A 22021-nucleotide genomic window follows, 5' to 3' on the forward strand; every position below is an offset into this window, starting at 1 on the left:
ATTATATAACAAGCCTATGGACATTCAGACCAATCTACGAAACGTGCTTGCCGAACTCCCCGAAGGAGTCCGGCTGGTAGCTGTCTCCAAATTCCATCCTGCCGAAGCCATCGAAGAAGCATACCGTGCAGGACAACGGATTTTCGGAGAAAGCAAAGAGCAGGAATTGTCCGAGAAATACAAAGTACTACCCAAAGATATCGAATGGCACTTTATCGGACATCTGCAAACCAACAAAGTCAAATACATCGCCCCCTACATCACCCTTATCGAAGCGGTAGATTCTTATAAGCTTTTGGCGGAAATCAACAAGCAAGCCGGGAAACACGGACGGATTATCCCGTGCTTGCTCGAAATACATGTCGCGCAAGAAGAAAGCAAATACGGATTCACTCCTGAAAGTTGCAGAGAAATGTTAGCATCTGGAGAATGGAAAAACCTGAATAATGTCCGTATTGCCGGAGTAATGGGCATGGCAACCAATACCGATGACGAAACCCAAATAGAACAAGAATTCCGTACGCTAAAAGCGTTGTTCGACGAATGGAAGCAAATCTTCTTTGCCAACGAACCTTCTTTTAAAGAAATTTCAATGGGAATGTCGCACGATTACCGGATTGCCGTACGGGCAGGAAGTACATTAGTACGGGTAGGAAGTAAAATATTCGGAGAAAGAAACTATATTAAATAATACCATTATGGCACAATTGAAAACCACATTCGCAGGACTTACACTGAACAACCCGATTATCGTCAGCAGTTCAGGATTAACAGACAGTCCGGAAAAAATCAAGAAACTGGAAGAGGCAGGGGCAGGAGCAGTAGTACTGAAATCAGTATTTGAAGAGCAAATCACCCTTCAGGCTGGCGCAATGCATGGATATGGAACTCCCGAAGCCGATGACTACCTGAATGCATACATCCGTTCACATACGTTGAACGAACACATCAGCCTAATAGAGGAAACAAAAAAAGCATGTGCCATTCCCGTTATTGCCAGCATCAACTGCTATAGTGATAACGAATGGACAGATTTTGCCAAATTAATGGAGAAAGCAGGGGCAGATGCACTGGAAATCAATATTCTTTCGCTTCAGACCGAAAAAGACTACATTCCCGGAAGCTTCGAACAACGCCACATCAACATTTTGCGCCATGTGAAGAAAGAAGTGCATATTCCCGTCATCATGAAGTTAGGAAGCAATTTGACAAACCCCGTTTTCTTAATCGACCAATTGTATGCCAACGGTGCGGATGCTGTTGTACTATTTAACCGTTTTTATCAGCCAGACATTGATATTGACAACTTTACCTTCGGCAGCACAAACAGAATGAGTACCGAACAAGAACTTGCCGACCGTTTGCGTTGGACAGCAATAGCCTCTGCCACTGTGCCACAATTAGACTATGCCATATCTGGAGGAATACACAACGGCAAAGGACTTATCAAAGCTATTTTGGCGGGAGCTTGCGCTACAGAAATTTGTTCAGCCATTTATCAAAACGGTCCTGAAACTATAAAGGCAATGTTAAACGAATTGACAGAATGGATGAACTCCAAAGGCTTTCATACACTGACACAATTCAAAGCTAAAATGAATGCCAAAGCTGCAGGTGAGATAAATCCTTTCGAACGCACGCAATTCATGAAATATTACAGCAACTACACAGAATGATCTCTTTTCTTGCATTTTTAAAGAGAATGACAAAAAGCCTAAACAAGACAAAGAATTTGACCATTTCCGTTGCATAGGTAAGAATAAAAAGATATATTTGCACATTATTGCACGATTTGTGCATCAAACACATTCGAATATATGGAAAAAAGTTTCTTAGCCTTCGTAGAGCAGAGCATCAAACAGAATTGGGATTTAGACGCACTGACTGATTACAAAGGTGCTACCTTACAATATAAAGACCTAGCACGGAAAATAGAGAAGTTGCACATTCTGTTAGAAGAAAGCGGAGTCCAACCAGGTGACAAAGTCGCTATTTGCGGACGGAATAGTTCGCATTGGGGAGTGGCTTTCTTGGCTACATTGACATACGGCGCAATCGCCGTACCCATCTTACATGAATTCAAGTCAGATACGATACACAACATTGTCAACCACTCTGATGCCCGCCTGCTCTTTGTAGGCGACATGGCATGGGAAAGCCTCAACGAAGCCGAGATGCCCGCCTTGGAAGGCATTATCCTGATGACCGACTTCACCCTGTTGGTATGCCGAAGCAAGCAACTGGAATATGCCCGCGAGCATCTGAACGAAATGTTCGGACGCAAATTCCCGCGCAATTTCCGACGCGAACATGTCTCCTACCGGCGTGATGACCCGGAAGAATTAGCTATCATCAACTATACGTCAGGCACCACCAGCTTTTCGAAAGGGGTCATGCTCCCCTACCGTTCATTATGGTCGAACACTCAATTCGCTTTCGAAGTGCTCCCGCTCCAACCGGGCAACCGGGTCGTATCCATGCTTCCCATGGCACACATGTACGGGCTTGCCTTCGAGTTCTTATACGAAATCTGTTGCGGATGCCATGTCTATTTCCTCACCCGTATGCCAAGTCCGAAGATTATCGCTCAGGCATTTACCGATGTGAAGCCCCATATTGTCATCGCCGTTCCACTGATTATCGAAAAGATTATCAAGAAAAACGTGCTTCCGAAAATGGAGACATTCAAGATGAAGATGCTAATGAAGCTCCCCATTATCAACGACAAGATAAACGAAGCCGTGCGCGAACTTTTGGTGAAAGGATTCGGCGGACAATTCTATGAAATCATTGTAGGAGGAGCCGCATTCAATAGCGAAATAGAAACTTTCCTGAAAGGGCTTGACTTCCCTTATACGGTAGGCTATGGCATGACCGAATGCGGTCCGATTATCAGTTATGAAGACTGGAAAAATTTCCGTCCAGGTTCATGCGGGAAAGCTGCCCCTCGTATGGAAATACGGATAGACAGCCCAGACCCGCAATATACGGTGGGCGAAATTCTGGTGCGCGGCGATAACGTCATGTTAGGCTATTACAAGAATCCGGAATCGACCGCACAAGCCATAGATAAAGACGGATGGCTGCACACTGGCGATTTGGGAATAATGGATGCCGACGGTAATCTCTTTATCAAGGGACGAAGCAAGAATATGCTATTAGGACCATCGGGACAAAACATCTATCCGGAAGAAATCGAAGAACAATTAAATAACCTGCCTTATGTAGCGGAATGCATCGTAATCCAACAAAAAGACAACAAATTGGCAGCACTCATTTATCCAGACTTTGAAGCTGCCTACGCACAAGGCATGAGTGATAAGGATATCGAAAACCAAATGGAAGAAAACCGCACGACATTAAATGCTGCCCTTCCTTCTTATTCGCAGATATCCGTAATACGAATCTATCCGGAAGAATTTGAAAAAACTCCTAAGAAGAGCATCAAACGCTTCCTGTATCAAGACGTTAAATGAAAAGAAAGCACATGAAAACAAATATGATAGCGGCAGGATTATTTTTATTCTGCCTGCTTTTTACAACGACATCACCGCTATTTGCACAATCTCATTCACATAAGAGACCGAAAAAAGGCATCAATCTTGCCTTGAATATTACAAACAAGAAAAAGCAACCTTCACGCACATACCTGAATCTCGGTATTATTAGCAACTACAGTTGTCTGAACGGATTGGGCATCAATGCAATCTCCAGTGTCACACACTACCACACCAAAGGATTCCAACTGTCAGGGCTGACCAATATCACAGGTCTGCATACCAAAGGCTTCCAATTGTCAGGAATAGCCAATATAACAGGAAGGAATTCCAATGGAATTATCTTAAGCGGATTGATGAATGTCAATGGAGGTTCACAAAACGGATTTGCCTTTTCCGGTATTGGAAATATGACCGCTAAAAGCCAACGTGGGGTAATTATCAGCGGATTGATTAATATTGCCAATGAACGGTCCAGCGGAATGCTCCTGTCTGGCATTGCCAACGTATCAAAACAAGAACAAAGTGGGCTTATGGTAAGCGGGTTGCTGAATGCCAGTGGAGATACTGTCAGAGGGCTGCAACTTACCTCACTGCTTAATATTGCCGGAAAAGCCAATAACGGCATCCAACTTGCTGCCTTAGGCAATATAAACACTACTAACCGAGGAGCACAAATCGGAATAAGCAATTATAGTGCAGAAAATAAGGGAGTACAAATCGGCATTGCCAACATAGCTGGAGAAGGACGCAAAGGGTTACAATTCGGAATCGTCAACGTAAGTGCTGATAGTCTTTCCCACCAAATAGGGTGCATCAACATCACACCTCAAACCCGTGTCCAGCTATTAATATCAAGCGGAAATTTAAACAAGGTGAATATCGCCGCACGATTCAAGAACCGCTATACTTATACCGAACTGGGCGGAGGAGCTTATTATTTTGACCTCGACCATGATTTATCTGCCTCAGCTTTTTACCGTGCAGGACTTTATTATCCCATTCTATCCCGATTAGAAATCAGTGCCGATGCCGGATTCTACCATATTGAGACCCTTGACAACAAACACAACGGATATCCTGCACGAGTATATGCCTTACAGCCCCGACTGAATCTGGAATACCGGATTACTAAAAAATTAGGTTTCTTTGTATCAGGAGGTTATAGCTGGACCCGCCAATACAAGCATAACCATACATTTGAACGTAAAGGAACGTTTGAAGCCGGATTGGTCTTATTCTAAAAACCAATAAATAAAAAATAAGTGAAGGAGCTTGAAAGCACAAACCGACGCACACAAGCTCCTTCACTCAAAAACGGACTATTTTTTAAATGAATATCCGCAAATCGCCAATGTAGGGGCGTATCGCATACGCCCTGAATGCACCAACTTATCCACGTGGATGTTTTCGGGCGTATGCGATACGCCCCTACAGTTTATTGGGTAAATGAGGATATTCATAATTTTTTATTTGAGTTCATCCCATTTAGGAGGTTCGACATTCAACAGATTCCGTACAAAAAAATCATACCGTTTATGCTCTCCGAACCCTTCTCCCATCGTATGGTGCGCACCCGGAATTACAACCAATTCAAAATCCTTATTCGCCTTGATTAAAGCATTCACCACTTGCATCGTTGACGCAGGGTCTACATTGTCATCCAGTTCTCCTACGACCAACATCAACGGACGAGTCAATAAATGTGCATTCTCGACATTCGAACATGCCTTGTATGAATCGTCTATCGGATAACCCATCCACAATTCATTCCACCAAATCTTATCCATACGGTTATCGTGGCACCCGCAAGCCGAATAAGCCGCTTTATAAAATTCCGGATGCAACAAAACTGCATTCAACGCCTCTTGCCCGCCGGCTGAACAACCGAAAATACCTACCCGCTCAATATCCATATACGGATACTTCTGCGCTGCCGCCTTTATCCAAGCGATATGGTCTGCCAACCCCGAATCTTTCAAGTTCTTATAGCAAACCTCCTCAAATTCTTTCGAACGGAACGATGTAGTCATCCCGTCTACCTGAACCACAATAAAGCCCAACTCTGCAATGGCGGACATATAGCCGTTGAAAGGAGAAAAACTCTTCGGTACATATTGGTCGCCCGGACCAGAGTAAATGTATTCAATCACCGGATATTTCTTTGATGAATCAAAATTAGAAGGACGATAAATGATGCCCCACATATCGGTTTTCCCGTCACGTCCTTTTGCCGAGAACACTTCTGGAGCTTTCCAACCATTGGCGACAAGTTTGGATATATCCGCTTTTTCCAAGGGCATAATCACTTTGCCATTAGAAGCATTGCGAAGCACTGCCACAGGAGCTTGGTCTACCTTGGAATATACATCTACTACATACTTATAATCAGATGAATACCAAGCCTTGTGCATACCTTCTTCCGGAGTAAGCCCTTTCATTCCTTTGCCGTCAAAACCAATCCGATAATAATGAATCAGGTACGGGTCTTCGTCTTTGTTCACACCGTTTGCCGAAAAATAAATCTGTTGGTTGGCTTCGTCTACATATTGCACCTCACGCACATACCACTCACCTTTTGTTATCTGATTAATCGGGCTGGCTGTAGCACGGTCATACAAATACAAATGATTATAATTATCACGCTCGCTCGACCAGATAATGCGTTTGCCATCGTTCAGATAACAACGGAAGATACGTGGATAATTGACGTATTTTTCTTCTTTCTCTTCAATGAGCGGACGCACACTACCATCTGCAACAGACATTTCAAGTACCCTGTAAACCTTGTGTCCCCGTTCATTGTACTCAAACGTGATGCCTTTACTATCGGCATTCCACATCGGTCCGTACAATTCATATTGATTGCTGAACAATTCGGTAGAGGGAATCAAACGCTTACCGTCTTCTACCCCAAACACACACGGCACTTTAAAAGGCAATTCATCGCCCGGCTTAGCATATTCCTGCTTATGCAATTTGGGTTGTAATTGGTCTGCCGGAGATGACTCTACATAATATACATAACGTTTCTCCGTAGGTCGGATACGGCATGCCGCCACATACTTAGAATCGGGAGACCAATAAATATAGGAGGAATAGTAATTGCCCATCGTTCCATCCTGACTTAATTGTTTCTCTTCGCCTGTTGCCACATTACGCACACAAACATTGTCATTTTTGATAAATGCCACATACTTGCCATCGGGCGAAGTGACAGGAGCGCCTTCTTTCTCGTCATCCCGTTCCATCCAATGCTTTTGTTTGGGAGGGACAGGAAGCATACCCTCATCGGTCAGCTTGCTGCGAATAATGTCAAAACACCAACGTTTTCCTTCATACACAAAACGCAAAGTATCTAATCCTTGCGACAATTGGCATCCACGAATTGGAAGTTGCATCGGATTGATCGTTTTCCCTGTACTTGCGGTGAGTGCTACAGATAGTCTCTTTTGGTCAAACAAAGGTGTGCGTTTCTTCTCTCCAGCATCTACTTTCACGTATTCTGCTCCTTCAGGAGTATTCCGCACATACCAAAAACAGTCAGTACCTTCTACCCATTGAGGAGTTACATCGCTATAAAATATTAATTTAGAACTGAATTTTTCACGTAATCCATAAGCGCGATTATAGTCTTCTATTGTACCTTGTGCCCAAGTTATACCGCTAATCAATAGAAGAGCAATTGTAAGTATAGAATATTTCATAAACTTGTTTTTACTGATTATTTATATTCGCCATAAACACAAAACACCACAGGGGCATTAATTTTAAAATATTTCCTCTGTGGTATTCTGTGTATTCAGCAATAAATCAACATATTATTTTACTTCCCATTCAAAAATACCGGAAGCATTTTTCTCTGGCAAAACGACTTCCAACTTAACAGCTTTGGTTTTAACAGGTTCGAAATCAACGATATTAGGGTCGCCTTTCTTTACGCCATAGCCATTCAAATTCTGAACCGGAGTCCAGTCACCCGAGGCATTCTTATAGTAAATCTTCCATGATTTCGGAACACGGCATCCACCCCACGGAGCATCATCAAACCAATAAACCGTAGAATTGGAAATGGTCATTTTTTCAGGGAATTCGTATGAAATCCATTCGGTTGTTCCTTCTTTCGGCCACCAGTGATAGTAGGGTATGGTACGGTCGTTCTCGTCTTTCGGCACCAGTCCGTCGGTAATGGAAGAAAGTGATGATCCTTTATGGGATGCGTCTATCTTGCTCTTTGAAGCCAATGTCGGGATAGCAGTCGGACGGGTAGCATTCACTTCATAAGGCAACCATACTTCCATGTTACCCGAACCGCGGTGTGCCCATGCGTAGTAAGGGATCAAAGTCAGTGTATGGTCTTTCGCCACAAGGCGTCCATTGTTGTCGTATTCCAAGGTTTGCGCCTGGGTCTTGATTTCGTTGATTCCATACAACAAATCAGGGTTGCTTACCACTTCAAATTTCGGTGTGCGGTTCATCAGAATGCTCAGTACATCGAAATCGTTGTCGGGCCACTCGGCGCAATATACAATCGGACCTCTTTCTATGGCGATGCGTCCACGGTCGGCTTCCACCTTATTATTAGCTTTAACCATACGCGGCTCCATATCGAAATGTACCTCTACCCGGTCGCCTTTCTTCCATTTACGGTCGATAGTGAAATAACCATGTTGCAGTTCGGCATTCATTTCCTCACCGTTTACTTTCACGCTGTATTTGGGGCGCAGTCCGTCGGTGTACATGTACAGGTCACTCGGCACGACTTGATTTTGTACCCAACCCGGTATGCGGACTTTCATAGCGAATTGTCCTGCACTATTGCGGTCTACATTTATAGTGATATCACCGTTCCAAGGATAAGAAGTGGTTTGAGACAGTTCTACTTTCTTACCTTCCACTTTCAATGTCACGTTGTTCGACATGAAGAGGTTAACATATACATTGCGGTCTTTTACGGCATATACATATCCCGGAAGCGAAGGAATGAAGCGGCAAATGTTCGACGGGCAACAAGCACATCCGAACCAAGGCTGACGCTGGTGTTGTCCCATAGACTGCAAGGGGTTAGGATAAAAAAATCCTCCACCGTCAAGCGATACACCCGAAATCAATCCATTGTAAAGCGTACGTTCCAATACATCGTAATATTTAGCATCGCCATGCAACAGGAAGAGACGGTAATTGACATAGACATTGCCGATAGCCGCGCAGGTTTCGCAGTAAGCCGACATATTAGGCAATTCGTAGTTGGCTCCGAAAGCCTCGCCGTTGCTGGTAGCACCAATACCGCCCGTAATATACAACTTCTTGCCTACAATATTATCCCAAATACGGTCAATAGCATGTACATACGAAGTATCTCCAGTCAGCGCAGCAACATCCGCCATACCGGCATACATATAAGTAGCACGTACGGCATGACCTACAGCTTCATCCTGCTCGATAACAGGCTTATGTGCCTGACTATACTCGTCACGGCGTGAAGTGTAGCCACGTTTATCAAGGAAAAATTTAGCCTGTTTCAGGTATTTTTCATCACCCGTTACGAGATACAGTTTCGCAAGTGCCATTTCAGCTATTTGATGACCCGGTACACGTACCACTTGGTTCGGTCCGTCACCTATTTCACGACATACGCAATCGGCATAACGGATAGCAATATCAAGGAAGTTGCGCTTTCCTGTAGCTTGATAATGAGCAATAGCACCTTCAATCATGTGTCCTAAGTTGTAGAACTCGTGGCTCAGTTCTTCCACTTTTTCCCAGCGTTTACTTCCTGCCCATTCGTGCGGATGTTTGGGATTCATTGTACGAGAAGTATACAGATAGCCGTCAGGCTCTTGTGCAGCAGCAACAATAGTCAACACACTATCAATATACTTCTCTAATTTCTTGTCAGGATAAGTTTGGAGCAAATAACTGGCGCCTTCAATTGTTTTATAAACATCGGTATCATCGAAAGACAATCCGCCCACTTTAATGGTGTCACTTGGATGGGCAGCCATTTCAAAATTCCTATAACGCCCCGTTTCCTCACATTTACTAAATGCCAACGGAATAGTCATTTCACGACTCGCTTTCAGACGTTGTCCCCAAAACGAATCTGTTATTTTCACCGAAGTGAACGGAACAGGGTCAATAGGATACCCATGTGCTACCGTTCTTTTTTGTGCGTATGCTCCTCCCGTTATCATAGAGAAAAGCAAAACGGAAATCATTAGTTTTTTCATGGTTGTATATTTTTATGTGGATTAATTATTTATTAAACGGAATCCATTCGTCCCATAGTTTCAACGAATGCAGGTATCCGGTAAATGGCCATGCGTTTTCGGCATTCAACCCCAAAGTTACAAATTGAATGGGTTTTACCAAAATTTGAATGTCTTTACAGCTAATGAGGCGGTCATTTATGTACACTTTTTCGGTTCTTCCGTCGAATTCTACATAGACATGTTGCCATTTGCCCGCCAAAGCGGCTGCATCTTTATATCCTACGTCTTCATACCAACCGTAATGGTTCAGCATGCCACAACGAGGTTCTGTGCCGTTAACCAACATGATTTTCTCTAATTCATCGTGACTGCTGGTAAAGTCGGCTATGCATTCGTTTTCGCTCAGTTCCGGATTTAATATCCATGCTTCCAAAGTATAAGACGCATTGTCGGCTAAAGTAGCCGGAAGCGGAAAGCTGGAACGGAACACTTGTTTGCCTTCGAAGCAGAAAGCTTTTTTCCCTCCTATCTCTTTAACGATTGCAGGTGTGCTTTGAGCTTCAAAAACGCCTTCGATTCCTTTATTGGGAATATAAGCTACGGTATCGCCCACTGCAAAGTCATTGGCAGATAGAGATACGAGTAATCCTCGTTTGTGGCGATCGGACGGCTGTATACGTACCAGTCCGGTGGTAGCATCGTATTGTTTTTCCGCTTCTTCCTGCTGCCAGTTGTAATAGCGAAAATTGGTTAATATCAATGGTTTATTTCCTGCTTCAATGCGGATGCCTCCATTTGTCAGGTAACGGTCGGCATTGACCGAAGTCCATGCGTTGTTGTCGTACATCCATACCGTAACTGTATGTGCTTGGGTAGATGTCAGTACGGGTGATGTATATTCCAATACACTGCCCGGCGCCAAGACGATAGCTTCTTGACCTTTCAAGCATCGACGGCTGATTTGTCCGGATTTCAGGCAGAAAGCTCCTCCCAACATACCTCCATCGTTTTTCCATTCCGTTCCGTTCCAGTCTTCCCCTGAAAGTCCCATCCATAATTGGGGCGAGGCTGTTTCGTATGCACCGAATACCTTGATGTTCCACAAAGCTCCGGCAAACCCGTTCTTTTGAGTACCAGTAGTGGTTAAACGGATGTAACGGGCTTTGGTATCGCCGAAGTCTACCATTGGACTTCCTGCCAAGTAGTTCGAACGTTTATCGGCAAATACAGTCCAAGTCTTGCCATCAGCAGACGTTTCGATAACATATTGATAATAGGAAGTACCGTATTCGAATTGAGTCCAAATGGTCTTTATGGTTTCTACTTTTTGCAAATCAACTTCAATCCATTCTTGTCCCATGCTGCGTGGACGCCAAAGAGTACCATTATTGTCATCTACAGCATATTCAGGCAAAAAATTATCATCGTAGTATGACGAAGCACGCACAGGTTTCCGATATGCCAGATTCGGTGAGGTCAAAACACTTTTCTCCAACCTGCCTATACCGCTATGAGTTCCTTCTATCGGCTGGATAGTTCCATCTGCATGAAAAATCAATCTGTCAATGCACAGTTGACGATGAAATCCCCGTGTAGAATGCGGATTGTCATGACGGTGATAGACAATATAATAGTCATCCCCTTCTTGCAAAATGCTATGATGTCCAGGTCCGTGTACCGTTCCATCTGCCGAAGTCTTCAAAATAGTTCCTTTATAAGTGTATGGTCCTAATGGACTGGTAGCTGTAGCATATTGCACGTGATAGGTGCTGTCATGACAAGAGTCTGACGAATACATAAAATAATAGATACCGTCTTTTTTCATCACAAACGGTGCTTCGAAGAAATCCGTTACTTCCGTATTGGGTATCAGACGGGTTTCGCTGAAACCTTTCAAATCGGGAGTCATTTTTCCAGCCCCGCATCCAAATCCTTTGTATATACCCCATGTTCCCCAATACAAGTACACCGACCCGTCATCATCTACAAAAGTCTGTCCGTCTAATGTAATGGCATTTTTCACAAACCGGTCGGGGACCAATACGGCTTCACTTTCTCCTAATATATTTTTCCACGGACCACGAGGCGTTTCTGCTATGCCTTCATACAAATTACATGGTTGACAATAGAACAGCCGGTAAGTACCATCGGTATGTTTCATTACATCAGGTGCCCATATCCAATGACTGTCAGGCCAATTCATAGGCATAAGTGTCCAGTTTTCGAAATCTTTGCTACACCATAATTGCGATGGTCCAAATCCGGCACCACTTCCATCGGTAGTAGCATATATATAATAAGTATCGCCAAATTTCTTAACAGTAGGGTCGGCAAAATAACCCGGAATGAAAGGGTTTCCCGCCCCCGGCGTATTCCATTTGACTTCTTGCGCTTGTGTAGTCAACGCAGTAGCAATTAATAAAAAGGTATACAATAACTTTTTCATGGTTTATCACTCCTCTGCTTTACAATCGTTGTATAAAGGTAAATCTATCTCATAAAAATATTCTTTAAGCAAGTTGTACATATCCGGATCGTATGCTTTCAGTTTCGTGCGGTTATTCACCCAATTATGCACTCCGTTAGCTTTTTTCGAATAGCGGTTACAATTGAAGAACGACTGTGTACATTCAGCGAAGTATTCTTCTTTATTACTGACAGCATAAGTGTCTTTCCATAATCCTTTTTGGATAGCATTTTGACGAAGCGCTTCCAACCGTTTGTCAAAATCTGGTTCCACCCCTACAATTCCAATCGTATGAATCAAATGGGCAAACTCGTGTACTAAAATATTTTCGCCTACGTATTTATCATTAGGCAAAGCAAGCAGGTTTTCTTCTCCACAACTGGATGAGTAAGTATCTTCGGGTGCGCCGCCGAAACCGCGGGCACGCTTGTTCCAATACTTGATGCTGTCTTCACAATTGCAGATGTGTGCGAATTCGGGCAAGTCGCACGTCTCTTCATTTTTTCCAATGACCATCACGTGACAGCCTTCTTTTACCATTTGCGCTTTAATATCAGGTCGTTTCGCAAGCATCAGGCTGATAATGTCACAAGCTTTCAACAAAGCAGTATCGCTTACCTGTTCCGAAGAAGTAACATAGAGCCCTTCCGTCTCAATGTATTTCTTATAAAAATCTGGAATCTGTTTTCCTTCAGGTACACCAATTACTTCACTATGTTTCGGGCATAATTCCAATTTCATTGCAAAACCGCCTCCCGAAGCAAGATGCAAGTTGAGTTTGGAGTCATGATTTACATTAAATTGTTCGCACACATAATCTTCGGCTTGTTTCGAAGCATTGATGCCATCCTTTATTAACGTACAACGATAAGTCTCATTAACATTCAAGAAAGAAAAATCTATTGTTATATCACGTTCATCCCAATTGGTCATACCACCCACATACCAGTTGATGTCTTTCATACGTGCCGTTACAATATATTTGCCTATTTCGCCCGCTACAACAAAAGTCGAATCGGTTTCTACCGGAAGAGAAGTGATAAAATCCAAGCATTCCGATTCACGAATATAATTGGTAGGTGCATCACAAAGCATTGTGAATGGAGAATCGTATACGATGTAAGCGGCAAGTTGATGAGAACGGGTTCCCATACTCATCGGTGTGTAATACATCGGTCGGAAATCATGTTTCGTAGCATTACGCATGGCTCCCGGTGTATAGTCTACATGACCTGCCATCATACGGATGTAAGGAAAAGTCACATCATACAACGGCATATTCTTTTCTACCTCGCTCCATTTGGCTTCCTCCATACCGAACACACTTTCGTAATTGATGACATTGGGATAAGTACGGTTCAATCCGGTAGGTTTATAGATACCGTGATAATCGAGCAATAACTTATATTCGGCAGCTTTTTCAGCGATACGGTATATCATTTCTACAGCAGTCTGATCGTCACGGTCAAGAAAATCCACCTTAAATCCTTTGATGCCCATATCGGCATATTTCTTGCAAGCAGCTTCCAGTTGGGCGTCTAATACATTGAATACCGTCCACAACACGATGCCTACACCCTTGCTCTTTCCGTAGGCAACCAGTTCGGGCAGGTCGATAGCCGCAACGGTAGTCAACATATCTCCGCTCTTGGGATCATACCAACCTTCGTCCATTACGATATATTCCAACCCGTTGCGGGAAGCAAAATCGATATAATATTTATAGGTATCCATATTGATGCCCGTGCTGAAAGGTACGCCTTTCAGGTTCCAGTCGTTCCACCATTCCCATGCCACTTTGCCTGGTCTCACCCAACTATAGTCTCCGATGCGGTTAGGCGAGGCCAACGCATAGACTAAATTGTTGACCGGCATTTCGGTGTCTTTTTCTGTAATGGCAAGGATACGCCATGGATATTCGCGGGTACCTTTTACTTTTGCAATAAAGTTTTCTGTTTCGGTCACATATAATTGTTTGCGCCACGGATAGTAGTCTGTCTTTTTAGGATAAGGGGCAAATACTCCTTTCAGTCCGTTGGCTCCGGTAGGCTCAACGAACATACCCGGATAAGCTTCTAAATCCGATTCTAACAACGTTACTTTTACACTTCCGCAATCTACTGTAACAGGAAGAAAGGCAAGTTGCTTACGTGCCCCCGAAAGCGGTTTTACATCATAGGTAGCCTGATATGCCATAGCCATCGGTTTTTCTTCGTTGGTAGTGTAAGGCAAGTATGCCGTATAGTTTCCGGTGAAATTGAATTCCGCCGTTTCATCAGCTATAATCAGTTCTTTTTCTTTACCGGCGGTCGTGTAAAAGCGGTAGGCGACGCCTTCGTTATATGCCCGGAATATAACGCCGAAATCACCTTTCAGCTTCAAGTTCATTTCGTTGCATGCCGCACGGAATGACTTGAAGCGATAGAAAGGAGATATTATATCCTGAACAATCGTCCTTGACTTTTTAGAAGCGACCTTAACTGCTGTCCCAGCGGTCAGTTGTTTGTCAAGAGTCACTAAACCTATTTGATTGCTTTTAAGTATGAGAGAATCGTTATGATATACAGAGTATGTCAACAGATCGTTCCCGTCTGTTACTGTGACTTTCAAGTGCTTGTCGGGCGAAAGCAACGTGAAGTCTTTGGCTTGCGATGCAATCCCGACGATGCTAAAGATTATTCCGAAAAAAAAAGATGTCTTTTTCATGTGTTCATGTATTATGGGTTATTTTCGTTTGCAAAGCAAAAGAAAAAGTTCCGAATGGTGTGTCATAGAAGTCTTAAACAATGCGAATATCGTCCGAAAGCCGGCGTAATTCATGGCTTTTGGACGATTATTGCATCTGGTTAAACGATTTTATAATCGGTATAGAGTTTTTTACAGTTATTGGATGCTGGTATTCGTCAGTCGTATTTTATAAGGCCATTGCACTAAAGGTACTTGCTGTAATAACCGGTGATTATCGTGCGGGCCGGCGGTCACTATCAACCATAGATGGGCTAACTTCTTTCCTTTAGGCACTGTCCATGACGCTGTATTCGTTTGATTGTTTGCGTCTGTGCTTCCCGATGTGCCGAATAAGGTTTCTCCTTCTTCCGTTACGCCCACAAAGCCGTAACGGTAATAGGCTGTGTGATGAATCGGGTTCTCGTAACCCGGATATCCTGTTGGCGCTTCTTTGCCTTGCAGCCCTTTGAAGTCAGCTTTTACCGTCGTGCCCGGTTCAGGTATTTCAAGACGGATGGCATTGAAACCGTAATTTTCCGGACAATGTTCTGCTTTTACTTGCCAATAACCGTCAGGCTCTTGGATCATGTAAAGCTTGAAGTTCTCGAACGAATTGGCAAAAGGCCGGGTTTCAGCAAAAGCCCGTTTGAAATCGAGGTTCACCAAATGGCAGTAACAATCAAACATTTCATCTATAAACTTATAATTCTCTCCTGTCTTGAATCCTTTCAGCCGTTGATAAGTCAATACAGGATCTTCGTCTGCCGTGCTTTCCCGATAAAGCTTGGCGATGAAGTCCAGTCCGTTGCGTTCACTCCAATATTCTAATACGTATGGCGAACGATAAACATTCTCATCATGTAGAAATGCTTTATATGAAGCTTGTTTAAACGCATCCCAATGATAGGTCTCTTCAGCAATCCAGTTCGGATTGACCTGCCATAACATCCATTGCGAAGTCATTTCGAAGAATCCTCCTTGCTTTTCTCCCCAACATGAACTACCATCCGCTAACATCTGAAGTTGGAAACTGTGTCCCAATTCGTGTGCCACGGCATTCAGGTTCGGGTCTTGCAGACGGTTTGGCGCAGCCCAAAAGGCTCCTATCTTATTATCGTAGGCTCCTCCGTATGCGGTGCCATCCAGCGAGTACATCAACATCACCATCATGCGGTATCGTTCGCAGTACGAGCCGGAGTTGACAAAGTCTAAACTGTCGCGGAAAAACGTGTAGAATTCTTCCAATTTCGTTTTCAAGTGTTCCAAATCAATACGCATATTGTGTCCCTCTAATTGTGGAGGATTTGCCAAGTCTTTGCCAAAACCTTTTTCCCAGAAAATAGCTGTATTTTCGGTATAATCCATCCGGGCATAACTGTATTGGCAGGTATCTATTTGCCAATTTTGCCCAGCAAATTCTTCTGGCTGGTAAATGGCTTTCCCTGATGGCAACGGGTAAAGCTGATGAATGGAAATCGTATCATTGGCTGCACATGAAAGCAGGGCAACCGTACTCAATAAAATTATACTAATGTTTCTCATGGTTGATGAATGTTTTTTTATTCTGTCAGCAAAGTAAAGCAAAAAACAGGAAAAGAAAGGATGAAAATCGTACAAGGTTATGATAAGATAGTCCAAATATATCCCACTTTGGTTAAGAAACTGTTTTAAATTAATCGAAGATAAACGTTACGCACATTTATAATTGATTCCCCAATACCTTTCAAATATTTAAGTTCCGCTTGGATTATATTATCGATGTGAACGGCATCCTTTTACGGTTTCCGTTCCAAAACCGTACGTTCTTGATACGGAAACCGTATGTTTTTGGGTCGGAAAACGTACGGTTTGGGGACGGAAACCATAAAAGTGAGACTGCCTGAAACAAATTCTGATCCTTTCAATCCTACATTGATTCATACCCTCCTAAACAAATTTATCGGATATGATCAAACCAGCTTCTAAAAAGCAAAGAGCAATACCATCAGGCTTTATTCCGACAATCAACCCATGTATTGCTCTTTGCCTTTATAACGGATAACCGGCTTCTTCAATCATTTAGTCTTCATAAGGAAGACCGTCAAGATTCGGACACTTATTTAATTCATAACGTGGTACAGGCATCCAATACATCGCTTCACGGAAATTGCGTTGTTGCAATATCGTAGTATTGTGTGTGTAAAGCAACGTACCGTCCCCTAACTTATAAATCTTCATAGCAGTAGGACAGTTTTCTGCTGAATAAGCATCTTCCATCCGCTTCCACCTACGCAAATCAAAGAAACGTTGCCCTTCGAACATTAATTCCACTGCTCTTTCCTGCTCATACTTTTCGCGAATGTTATTTGCATCTGTCAAAGCAGGCAACAAAGCACGTGTACGGGTTTTGTTAATATATTCCAACGCTTCAGAATCCCGACCCAATTCTATCAAACATTCGGCATAATTCAAATAAAACTCGCCTAAGCGGAAGAAAATCCAAGGAGTATTATCCATGACGGTTTCATCCCATTGGTCATAGTCCGGATTCATAAACTTACGCAGGTAATAACCTGTTTGCGTCGCATTCCAATATTCACCGCTGGTATAAGTTGGTGATTGTTCACCTGAAGTCACCCCTTCTGCTCCTGATTCATATATTTGAACAGGATGGTTATCTTCTCCATATCCCCAACGTGCACCATCATAAAGAATATTTGCATACAAACGCATTTCACGGTTTTCATAAGGAGAGATTTTTGTAGCGTCAATAGTTTGGTCGGTATATACAATTTCGCCAGTATTAGCATCAACAGTAGGTACTTGGATATTATATTTTTGGACTCCAGTCATTTCAAAGTCTGTTCCGTCTTCATTCTGATAAAGATTTACAATATCATAAGTAGGAAGCCATACTCCCCAACCATTGTAACCATTATAAGCTCCGGGAGGCGATGACATCGGATAACTTTGTGAATAAGCACCTCCACTTACCGTATTATACATTTTCTCAAAAATGATTTCTGGATTTTGAGGGTCGCAGAATAAAGCGGCATATTCTTCATAACCATTCACTTGCGGTAAATTGTAAACTCCTTGGTCAGCCAAGTCAATAACCGCTTTTTGGGCATCAGCGGCTTCTTGCCATCTTTCAGTAGAAGGCGTGCCGAAAAGCGGACTTGCCTTATATAACAAAGTACGTGCTTTTACGGCTAATGCAGCCCCTTTTGTTGCACGACCGAAGTCCTCGCTGCCATAAGATGTCGGCAATATGGCAACAGCACGGTCACAATCCGCAACAATAGAATCTGCCACTTCATCCATATCTGCCCGAGTTTGTGTCCATTCCGCATCCATATCAAATGTATGGTATACCAAAGGCACCCTTCCATAAAGGGAATATAATTGGTGATAATAGAATGCACGCAAAAAATAGGCTTGTCCAATCATTTCTTCTTTTTGCGTTTCCTCTACGTCTGAAGCGACAGGGACCTCACCTATTCTTTCTAAGAACTGGTTTACATTTTTAATTCCCGTGTAATAAAAATACCACGTATTACCTTTACCTTCAGAATATCCTACATTATAATTATCGCACGAAACATTACCCAAGGTATAAACTTCCGTAGCATAACCTGTACGGTGATACAATTCGTCTGTATAGCTACAAAACGGAACGCCCTGTTCGTTATCACCTTCTATCCATCGGTAACAGTTGTTTAAGAAAGCCTCGGCATAATCGAGGTTGCTCCACACAGCTGCATCCGAAATCTGGTTGTGAGGGTCAACATCCAAGAAGTCTGAACACGCTGCCATGCCTACTCCAACCAATGCACACAATGCGTTTTTATATATTGTTTTCATATTGAAGTTATTATAGAATTAAACATTAAAAAGTTACATTGACACCAAATGTCCATGAACGCTGAATCGAATATCCCCTAATACCATTTGTCATTTCGGGGTCGAAAATACCTACACCGTCAATGGTGAATAGGTTGTTTCCATTCGCATAAAGACGAAGATTGTCTATGCCTAAACGTGAAGTCCATTGTTTCGGGAATGTATATCCGAATTCCAATGATTTCAGGCGGACAAATGATGCATCGCGCAGCCACCATGTAGAGGATTGTGAATTACGTCCGTCTACTTGAGATTCTTTCATGAATGCACGTGGCCATTTTGCTGCTAAGTTCTGTTCGGCTGTATTCGATTCACTCCAGCGTCCTTCATAAAAGTCAGTAGCCATGTTCATGGTCGGTTGAACCAATATTTCAGCATCTGCTTGACCTTGGAAGAAAGCACTGATGTCAAAACCTTTCCAAGAGCCATTCAGCGTTAAACCGAAAATCCATTTTGGCGTAGCTGATTTATCACGACGCACAGCATCATCCCATGTGATATTTCCATCGCCGTTTGTATCTCTATAAATCAAGTCTCCGACTTTAGTCCCTGACAAATGAGGCGTAGCATCAATTTCTTCCTGAGTTTGGTAAATCCCCAATGCTTCATAATAGGTGCCACCATCAATAGGATGTCCGGTTACCCGTTGCCATTCTGGAGTATCTATTGCCTCATCCATATAAATAACTTCATTTTTAGCATAAGTCACATTACCAGTCACTCCCCATTCGAAATCACCTGCGCGGTCACGATAAGTAGCAATAGCTTCGAAACCATGATTCTTTACCTTCCCTAAGTTTTCCGCCGGAAGTGAAAGTCCAGAGTAAGTAGGAATAGAAGCATTCCGCGTAATCAAGATATCACTACGGCGTGATTGGAAATAATCAAGGTCAAGCCCGAATTTACCATTTAGAAATTGAGCGGAGAAACCTGCATTCCAAGTTTTCGCCGTTTCCCAAGTAACGAGAGGATTAGCAGTAACAGTTTCGTAGATACTTTCTGCAAATACGGGGTCTGTACCGAAAGTATACAAAGGAGGAGTTGCCCCACTTTGTACAAATCCATACATGGAAAGATATTGATAAGCGGAAATGTTATCATTACCCATCATACCCCACGAACCTTTCAACTTGAGAAAACTTACCACATTCTTTATAGGTTCGAAGAATTTTTCTTCTGACATGACCCAACCTGCAGAGAAACCCGGGAATAATCCCCAACGATGACCTGGTGCAAAGTTCATCGAACCGTCATAGCGCAAGGTAAATTCGGCAAGATATTTATCTTTATAACCGTAGTTAATTCGTCCAAACCAATTCTGGCGAGCTGTTTCATCAGAATTGCCACTATTGCTTTGGTCATCTTTATCAATGCTGCCAAAATCCAAATCGGGCAAAGCCGATGATGTAAAGTTCGTCCGGTAGCCATACAAATAATTGTAATTATACCGACTTTGCTCATAAGCCACGAAAGCATCAACCTTATGTGCTTCGTTAAATGTACGACTATATCCAATACGTGCATTTACGGTAATGGTACTACTGTTGCTCGACCAAGACCCAACGCTATTCGAACCTGTAGCGTCTCTCTGATTAATGTATTCTCCAGTAGCTTCATCATACGAATAAATATCATACGGAGTCCGTATAGACTTCCCGTTATTGAACGTATAATCCAATGCAGCATAACCTTCTGCATAAAGTCCTGATGTAATTACATCCAAATCAATACGAAGTTTCGGCTTTAAATTAATGGTATTATACGTACTCTTGTCAGTTCCGGGCAAATCAGATACCATTAATACAGCATTGTTGGTAATGCCATCGTGTCCGGTTCTCAACAGTCCGTTCGGATAATACGGAGCAGCCATCGGACTGGTAGTTAGGAAATAGCCAAACAAGTCTTCTGTTGAATAAGCTCCACGATTATTCACGGCTTGACGTCCCAAAATATCCATACTGAACTTAATGGATTTCGTTATTTTGGCATCCAAATTAGTTGTAAACTGGTACTGATTGTAATCTTGAGGGCTATTCTTGTAGATTACATCCTGATACATATATTGAGCAGAGGTATAAAACGAGAAACGTTCATTACCTCCACTAATGGAAAGGCTGTGTTCGGTATTGGTAGCCCAATTCTTTGCTACAGCATTCCACCAGTTCGTGTTCGGATAGTTAATTTGGTCACTTCCATTCAATATGGTTGCAAGGGCTGTTTCTGGATAAGTCAACGCATTGCCTTGTGCCGCATCAAACTCATTCACATACGTAGCATATTGATATGCGTCTAACATTTCAGGCACACGAGTCGGTTGCGAAATAGATACATTTCCACTGTAGTTTACGGTTATTTTCCCTTCTTTACCACGTTTGGTAGTAACCAAAATGACACCATTTGCCGCACGGGCACCATAAATAGCAGCCGAAGCATCTTTCAATACTGATATAGACTCAATATCTTCAGGATTCAATCGGCCAAAAGAACGGTCTGCGATACCATCCACAACAATCAACGGAGCGGTATTTCCTAACGTACCTTTACCACGAATCAAGATTTCAGCATCATCTGCTCCCGGTTCCCCGCTTCGGGTATTAGCAATAACACCAGCCGTTTTTCCAGCCAAAGCATTGGTCAAATTTGCAGCAGAAACATTCTTCAACTCATCACCGCTTACCGCAGAAATAGAACCGGTTAACGTAGCTTTCCGTTGAGTACCATAACCAACTACGACAACTTCATCCATAAGTTCTGAATTTTCTTGCAGCATAATAGCTTGCCCTGCTTTTACTTCACTTGCTTTTATTTCTATTGTCTTGTAACCGATGTAGCTAATAACCAATGTTGCATTAGGAGCTACCTCTAATGAGAAGTTTCCATCAAAATCAGTAATCGAACCATTACTCGTACCTTTCTCAATGACATTGGCACCAATGATAGTTTCACCTTTCGAGTCCACAATCTGCCCGCTAACGGTCCGTGTCTGTTGGGCAGCCATCATAGCAGCTTCTATGTTGCCCGCTTCTGCATACATTGCCAAAGGCAATCCAGTAGTCAGCATGGCACACGCAGCCACTTTCACCATAGCGCGACTAAATAACGCGCGGTTTCCATGTGTATCCATTCTGTTGTTATTTAAAGGTTAATAGTTAGTTAATAATTAACAGTGAACAAGGAATAACGGGATTGCCATTCTTTGCTCTTGTTAATCACTCACTGTTAATTATTCATTATTA

11 protein-coding genes are annotated in these 22021 nt (G+C 42.9%); 4 read left to right on the forward strand and 7 right to left on the reverse strand.

Annotation, left to right across the window (positions count from 1 at the left end):
- Positions 1 to 16 precede the first annotated feature (16 nt).
- The 4 genes from B5F91_RS05770 to B5F91_RS05785 all read left to right on the forward strand — a co-directional run bounded on the left by B5F91_RS05770 (position 17) and on the right by B5F91_RS05785 (position 4741).
- Positions 17 to 691, forward strand: a complete 675-nt coding sequence (locus B5F91_RS05770; RefSeq protein WP_087428140.1) for a YggS family pyridoxal phosphate-dependent enzyme — start codon at positions 17 to 19, stop codon at positions 689 to 691.
- A 7-nt stretch (positions 692 to 698) separates the two neighbouring features.
- Positions 699 to 1676 (forward strand): dihydroorotate dehydrogenase-like protein, encoded by a 978-nt coding sequence (locus B5F91_RS05775; protein ID WP_087428141.1) that lies wholly within the window; start codon positions 699 to 701, stop codon positions 1674 to 1676.
- Between the two features lie 141 nt (positions 1677 to 1817).
- Positions 1818 to 3476, forward strand: a complete 1659-nt coding sequence (locus tag B5F91_RS05780) for an AMP-binding protein (RefSeq protein ID WP_087428142.1) — start codon at positions 1818 to 1820, stop codon at positions 3474 to 3476.
- An 11-nt stretch (positions 3477 to 3487) separates the two neighbouring features.
- Positions 3488 to 4741: a hypothetical protein gene (locus tag B5F91_RS05785; protein WP_087428190.1), complete on the forward strand. Its 1254-nt coding sequence runs from the start codon at positions 3488 to 3490 to the stop codon at positions 4739 to 4741.
- A 225-nt stretch (positions 4742 to 4966) separates the two neighbouring features.
- Here the strand turns inward: B5F91_RS05785 and B5F91_RS05790 are convergent, their stop codons facing one another.
- The 7 genes from B5F91_RS05790 to B5F91_RS05820 all read right to left on the reverse strand — a co-directional run bounded on the left by B5F91_RS05790 (position 4967) and on the right by B5F91_RS05820 (position 21909).
- The gene (locus tag B5F91_RS05790; RefSeq protein WP_087428143.1) at positions 4967 to 7204 is read right to left on the reverse strand and encodes a DPP IV N-terminal domain-containing protein; all 2238 of its coding nucleotides are present in this window, start codon (positions 7202 to 7204) and stop codon (positions 4967 to 4969) included.
- 114 nt (positions 7205 to 7318) lie between these two features.
- Positions 7319 to 9727 (reverse strand): glycoside hydrolase family 127 protein, encoded by a 2409-nt coding sequence (locus B5F91_RS05795; RefSeq protein ID WP_087428144.1) that lies wholly within the window; start codon positions 9725 to 9727, stop codon positions 7319 to 7321.
- A 25-nt stretch (positions 9728 to 9752) separates the two neighbouring features.
- Positions 9753 to 12155 carry a family 43 glycosylhydrolase gene (locus tag B5F91_RS05800; protein WP_087428145.1) on the reverse strand — a complete coding sequence of 801 codons (2403 nt, stop codon included), beginning with the start codon at positions 12153 to 12155 and terminating at the stop codon, positions 9753 to 9755.
- Positions 12156 to 12161: 6 nt separating this feature from the next.
- A complete protein-coding gene (locus B5F91_RS05805; protein WP_087428146.1) occupies positions 12162 to 14882 on the reverse strand; it encodes a glycoside hydrolase family 97 catalytic domain-containing protein in 2721 nt (906 codons plus the stop codon).
- A 177-nt stretch (positions 14883 to 15059) separates the two neighbouring features.
- On the reverse strand, positions 15060 to 16445 hold the full coding sequence (locus tag B5F91_RS05810; RefSeq protein WP_087428147.1) for a DUF6055 domain-containing protein: 1386 nt from the start codon (positions 16443 to 16445) through the stop codon (positions 15060 to 15062).
- Positions 16446 to 16961: 516 nt separating this feature from the next.
- The gene (locus B5F91_RS05815) at positions 16962 to 18746 is read right to left on the reverse strand and encodes a RagB/SusD family nutrient uptake outer membrane protein (RefSeq protein ID WP_087428148.1); all 1785 of its coding nucleotides are present in this window, start codon (positions 18744 to 18746) and stop codon (positions 16962 to 16964) included.
- A gap of 25 nt (positions 18747 to 18771) precedes the next feature.
- Entirely contained in the window at positions 18772 to 21909 is a 3138-nt protein-coding gene (locus tag B5F91_RS05820; protein ID WP_087428149.1) for a TonB-dependent receptor, read from the reverse strand.
- Positions 21910 to 22021 lie beyond the last annotated feature (112 nt).

Source organism: Bacteroides sp. An322, assembly GCF_002161765.1.
GTDB lineage: Bacteria > Bacteroidota > Bacteroidia > Bacteroidales > Bacteroidaceae > Phocaeicola > Phocaeicola merdavium.

What these genes read in the sequence shown, in the direction of transcription:
- B5F91_RS05770 (WP_087428140.1), top strand. Translation starts at nt 17, where the DNA reads ATGGACATTCAGACCAATCTACGAAACGTGCTTGCCGAACTCCCCGAA.
- B5F91_RS05775 (WP_087428141.1), top strand. Translation starts at nt 699, where the DNA reads ATGGCACAATTGAAAACCACATTCGCAGGACTTACACTGAACAACCCG.
- B5F91_RS05780 (WP_087428142.1), top strand. Translation starts at nt 1,818, where the DNA reads ATGGAAAAAAGTTTCTTAGCCTTCGTAGAGCAGAGCATCAAACAGAAT.
- B5F91_RS05785 (WP_087428190.1), top strand. Translation starts at nt 3,488, where the DNA reads ATGAAAACAAATATGATAGCGGCAGGATTATTTTTATTCTGCCTGCTT.
- B5F91_RS05790 (WP_087428143.1), bottom strand. Translation starts at nt 7,204, where the DNA reads ATGAAATATTCTATACTTACAATTGCTCTTCTATTGATTAGCGGTATA.
- B5F91_RS05795 (WP_087428144.1), bottom strand. Translation starts at nt 9,727, where the DNA reads ATGAAAAAACTAATGATTTCCGTTTTGCTTTTCTCTATGATAACGGGA.
- B5F91_RS05800 (WP_087428145.1), bottom strand. Translation starts at nt 12,155, where the DNA reads ATGAAAAAGTTATTGTATACCTTTTTATTAATTGCTACTGCGTTGACT.
- B5F91_RS05805 (WP_087428146.1), bottom strand. Translation starts at nt 14,882, where the DNA reads ATGAAAAAGACATCTTTTTTTTTCGGAATAATCTTTAGCATCGTCGGG.
- B5F91_RS05810 (WP_087428147.1), bottom strand. Translation starts at nt 16,445, where the DNA reads ATGAGAAACATTAGTATAATTTTATTGAGTACGGTTGCCCTGCTTTCA.
- B5F91_RS05815 (WP_087428148.1), bottom strand. Translation starts at nt 18,746, where the DNA reads ATGAAAACAATATATAAAAACGCATTGTGTGCATTGGTTGGAGTAGGC.
- B5F91_RS05820 (WP_087428149.1), bottom strand. Translation starts at nt 21,909, where the DNA reads ATGGATACACATGGAAACCGCGCGTTATTTAGTCGCGCTATGGTGAAA.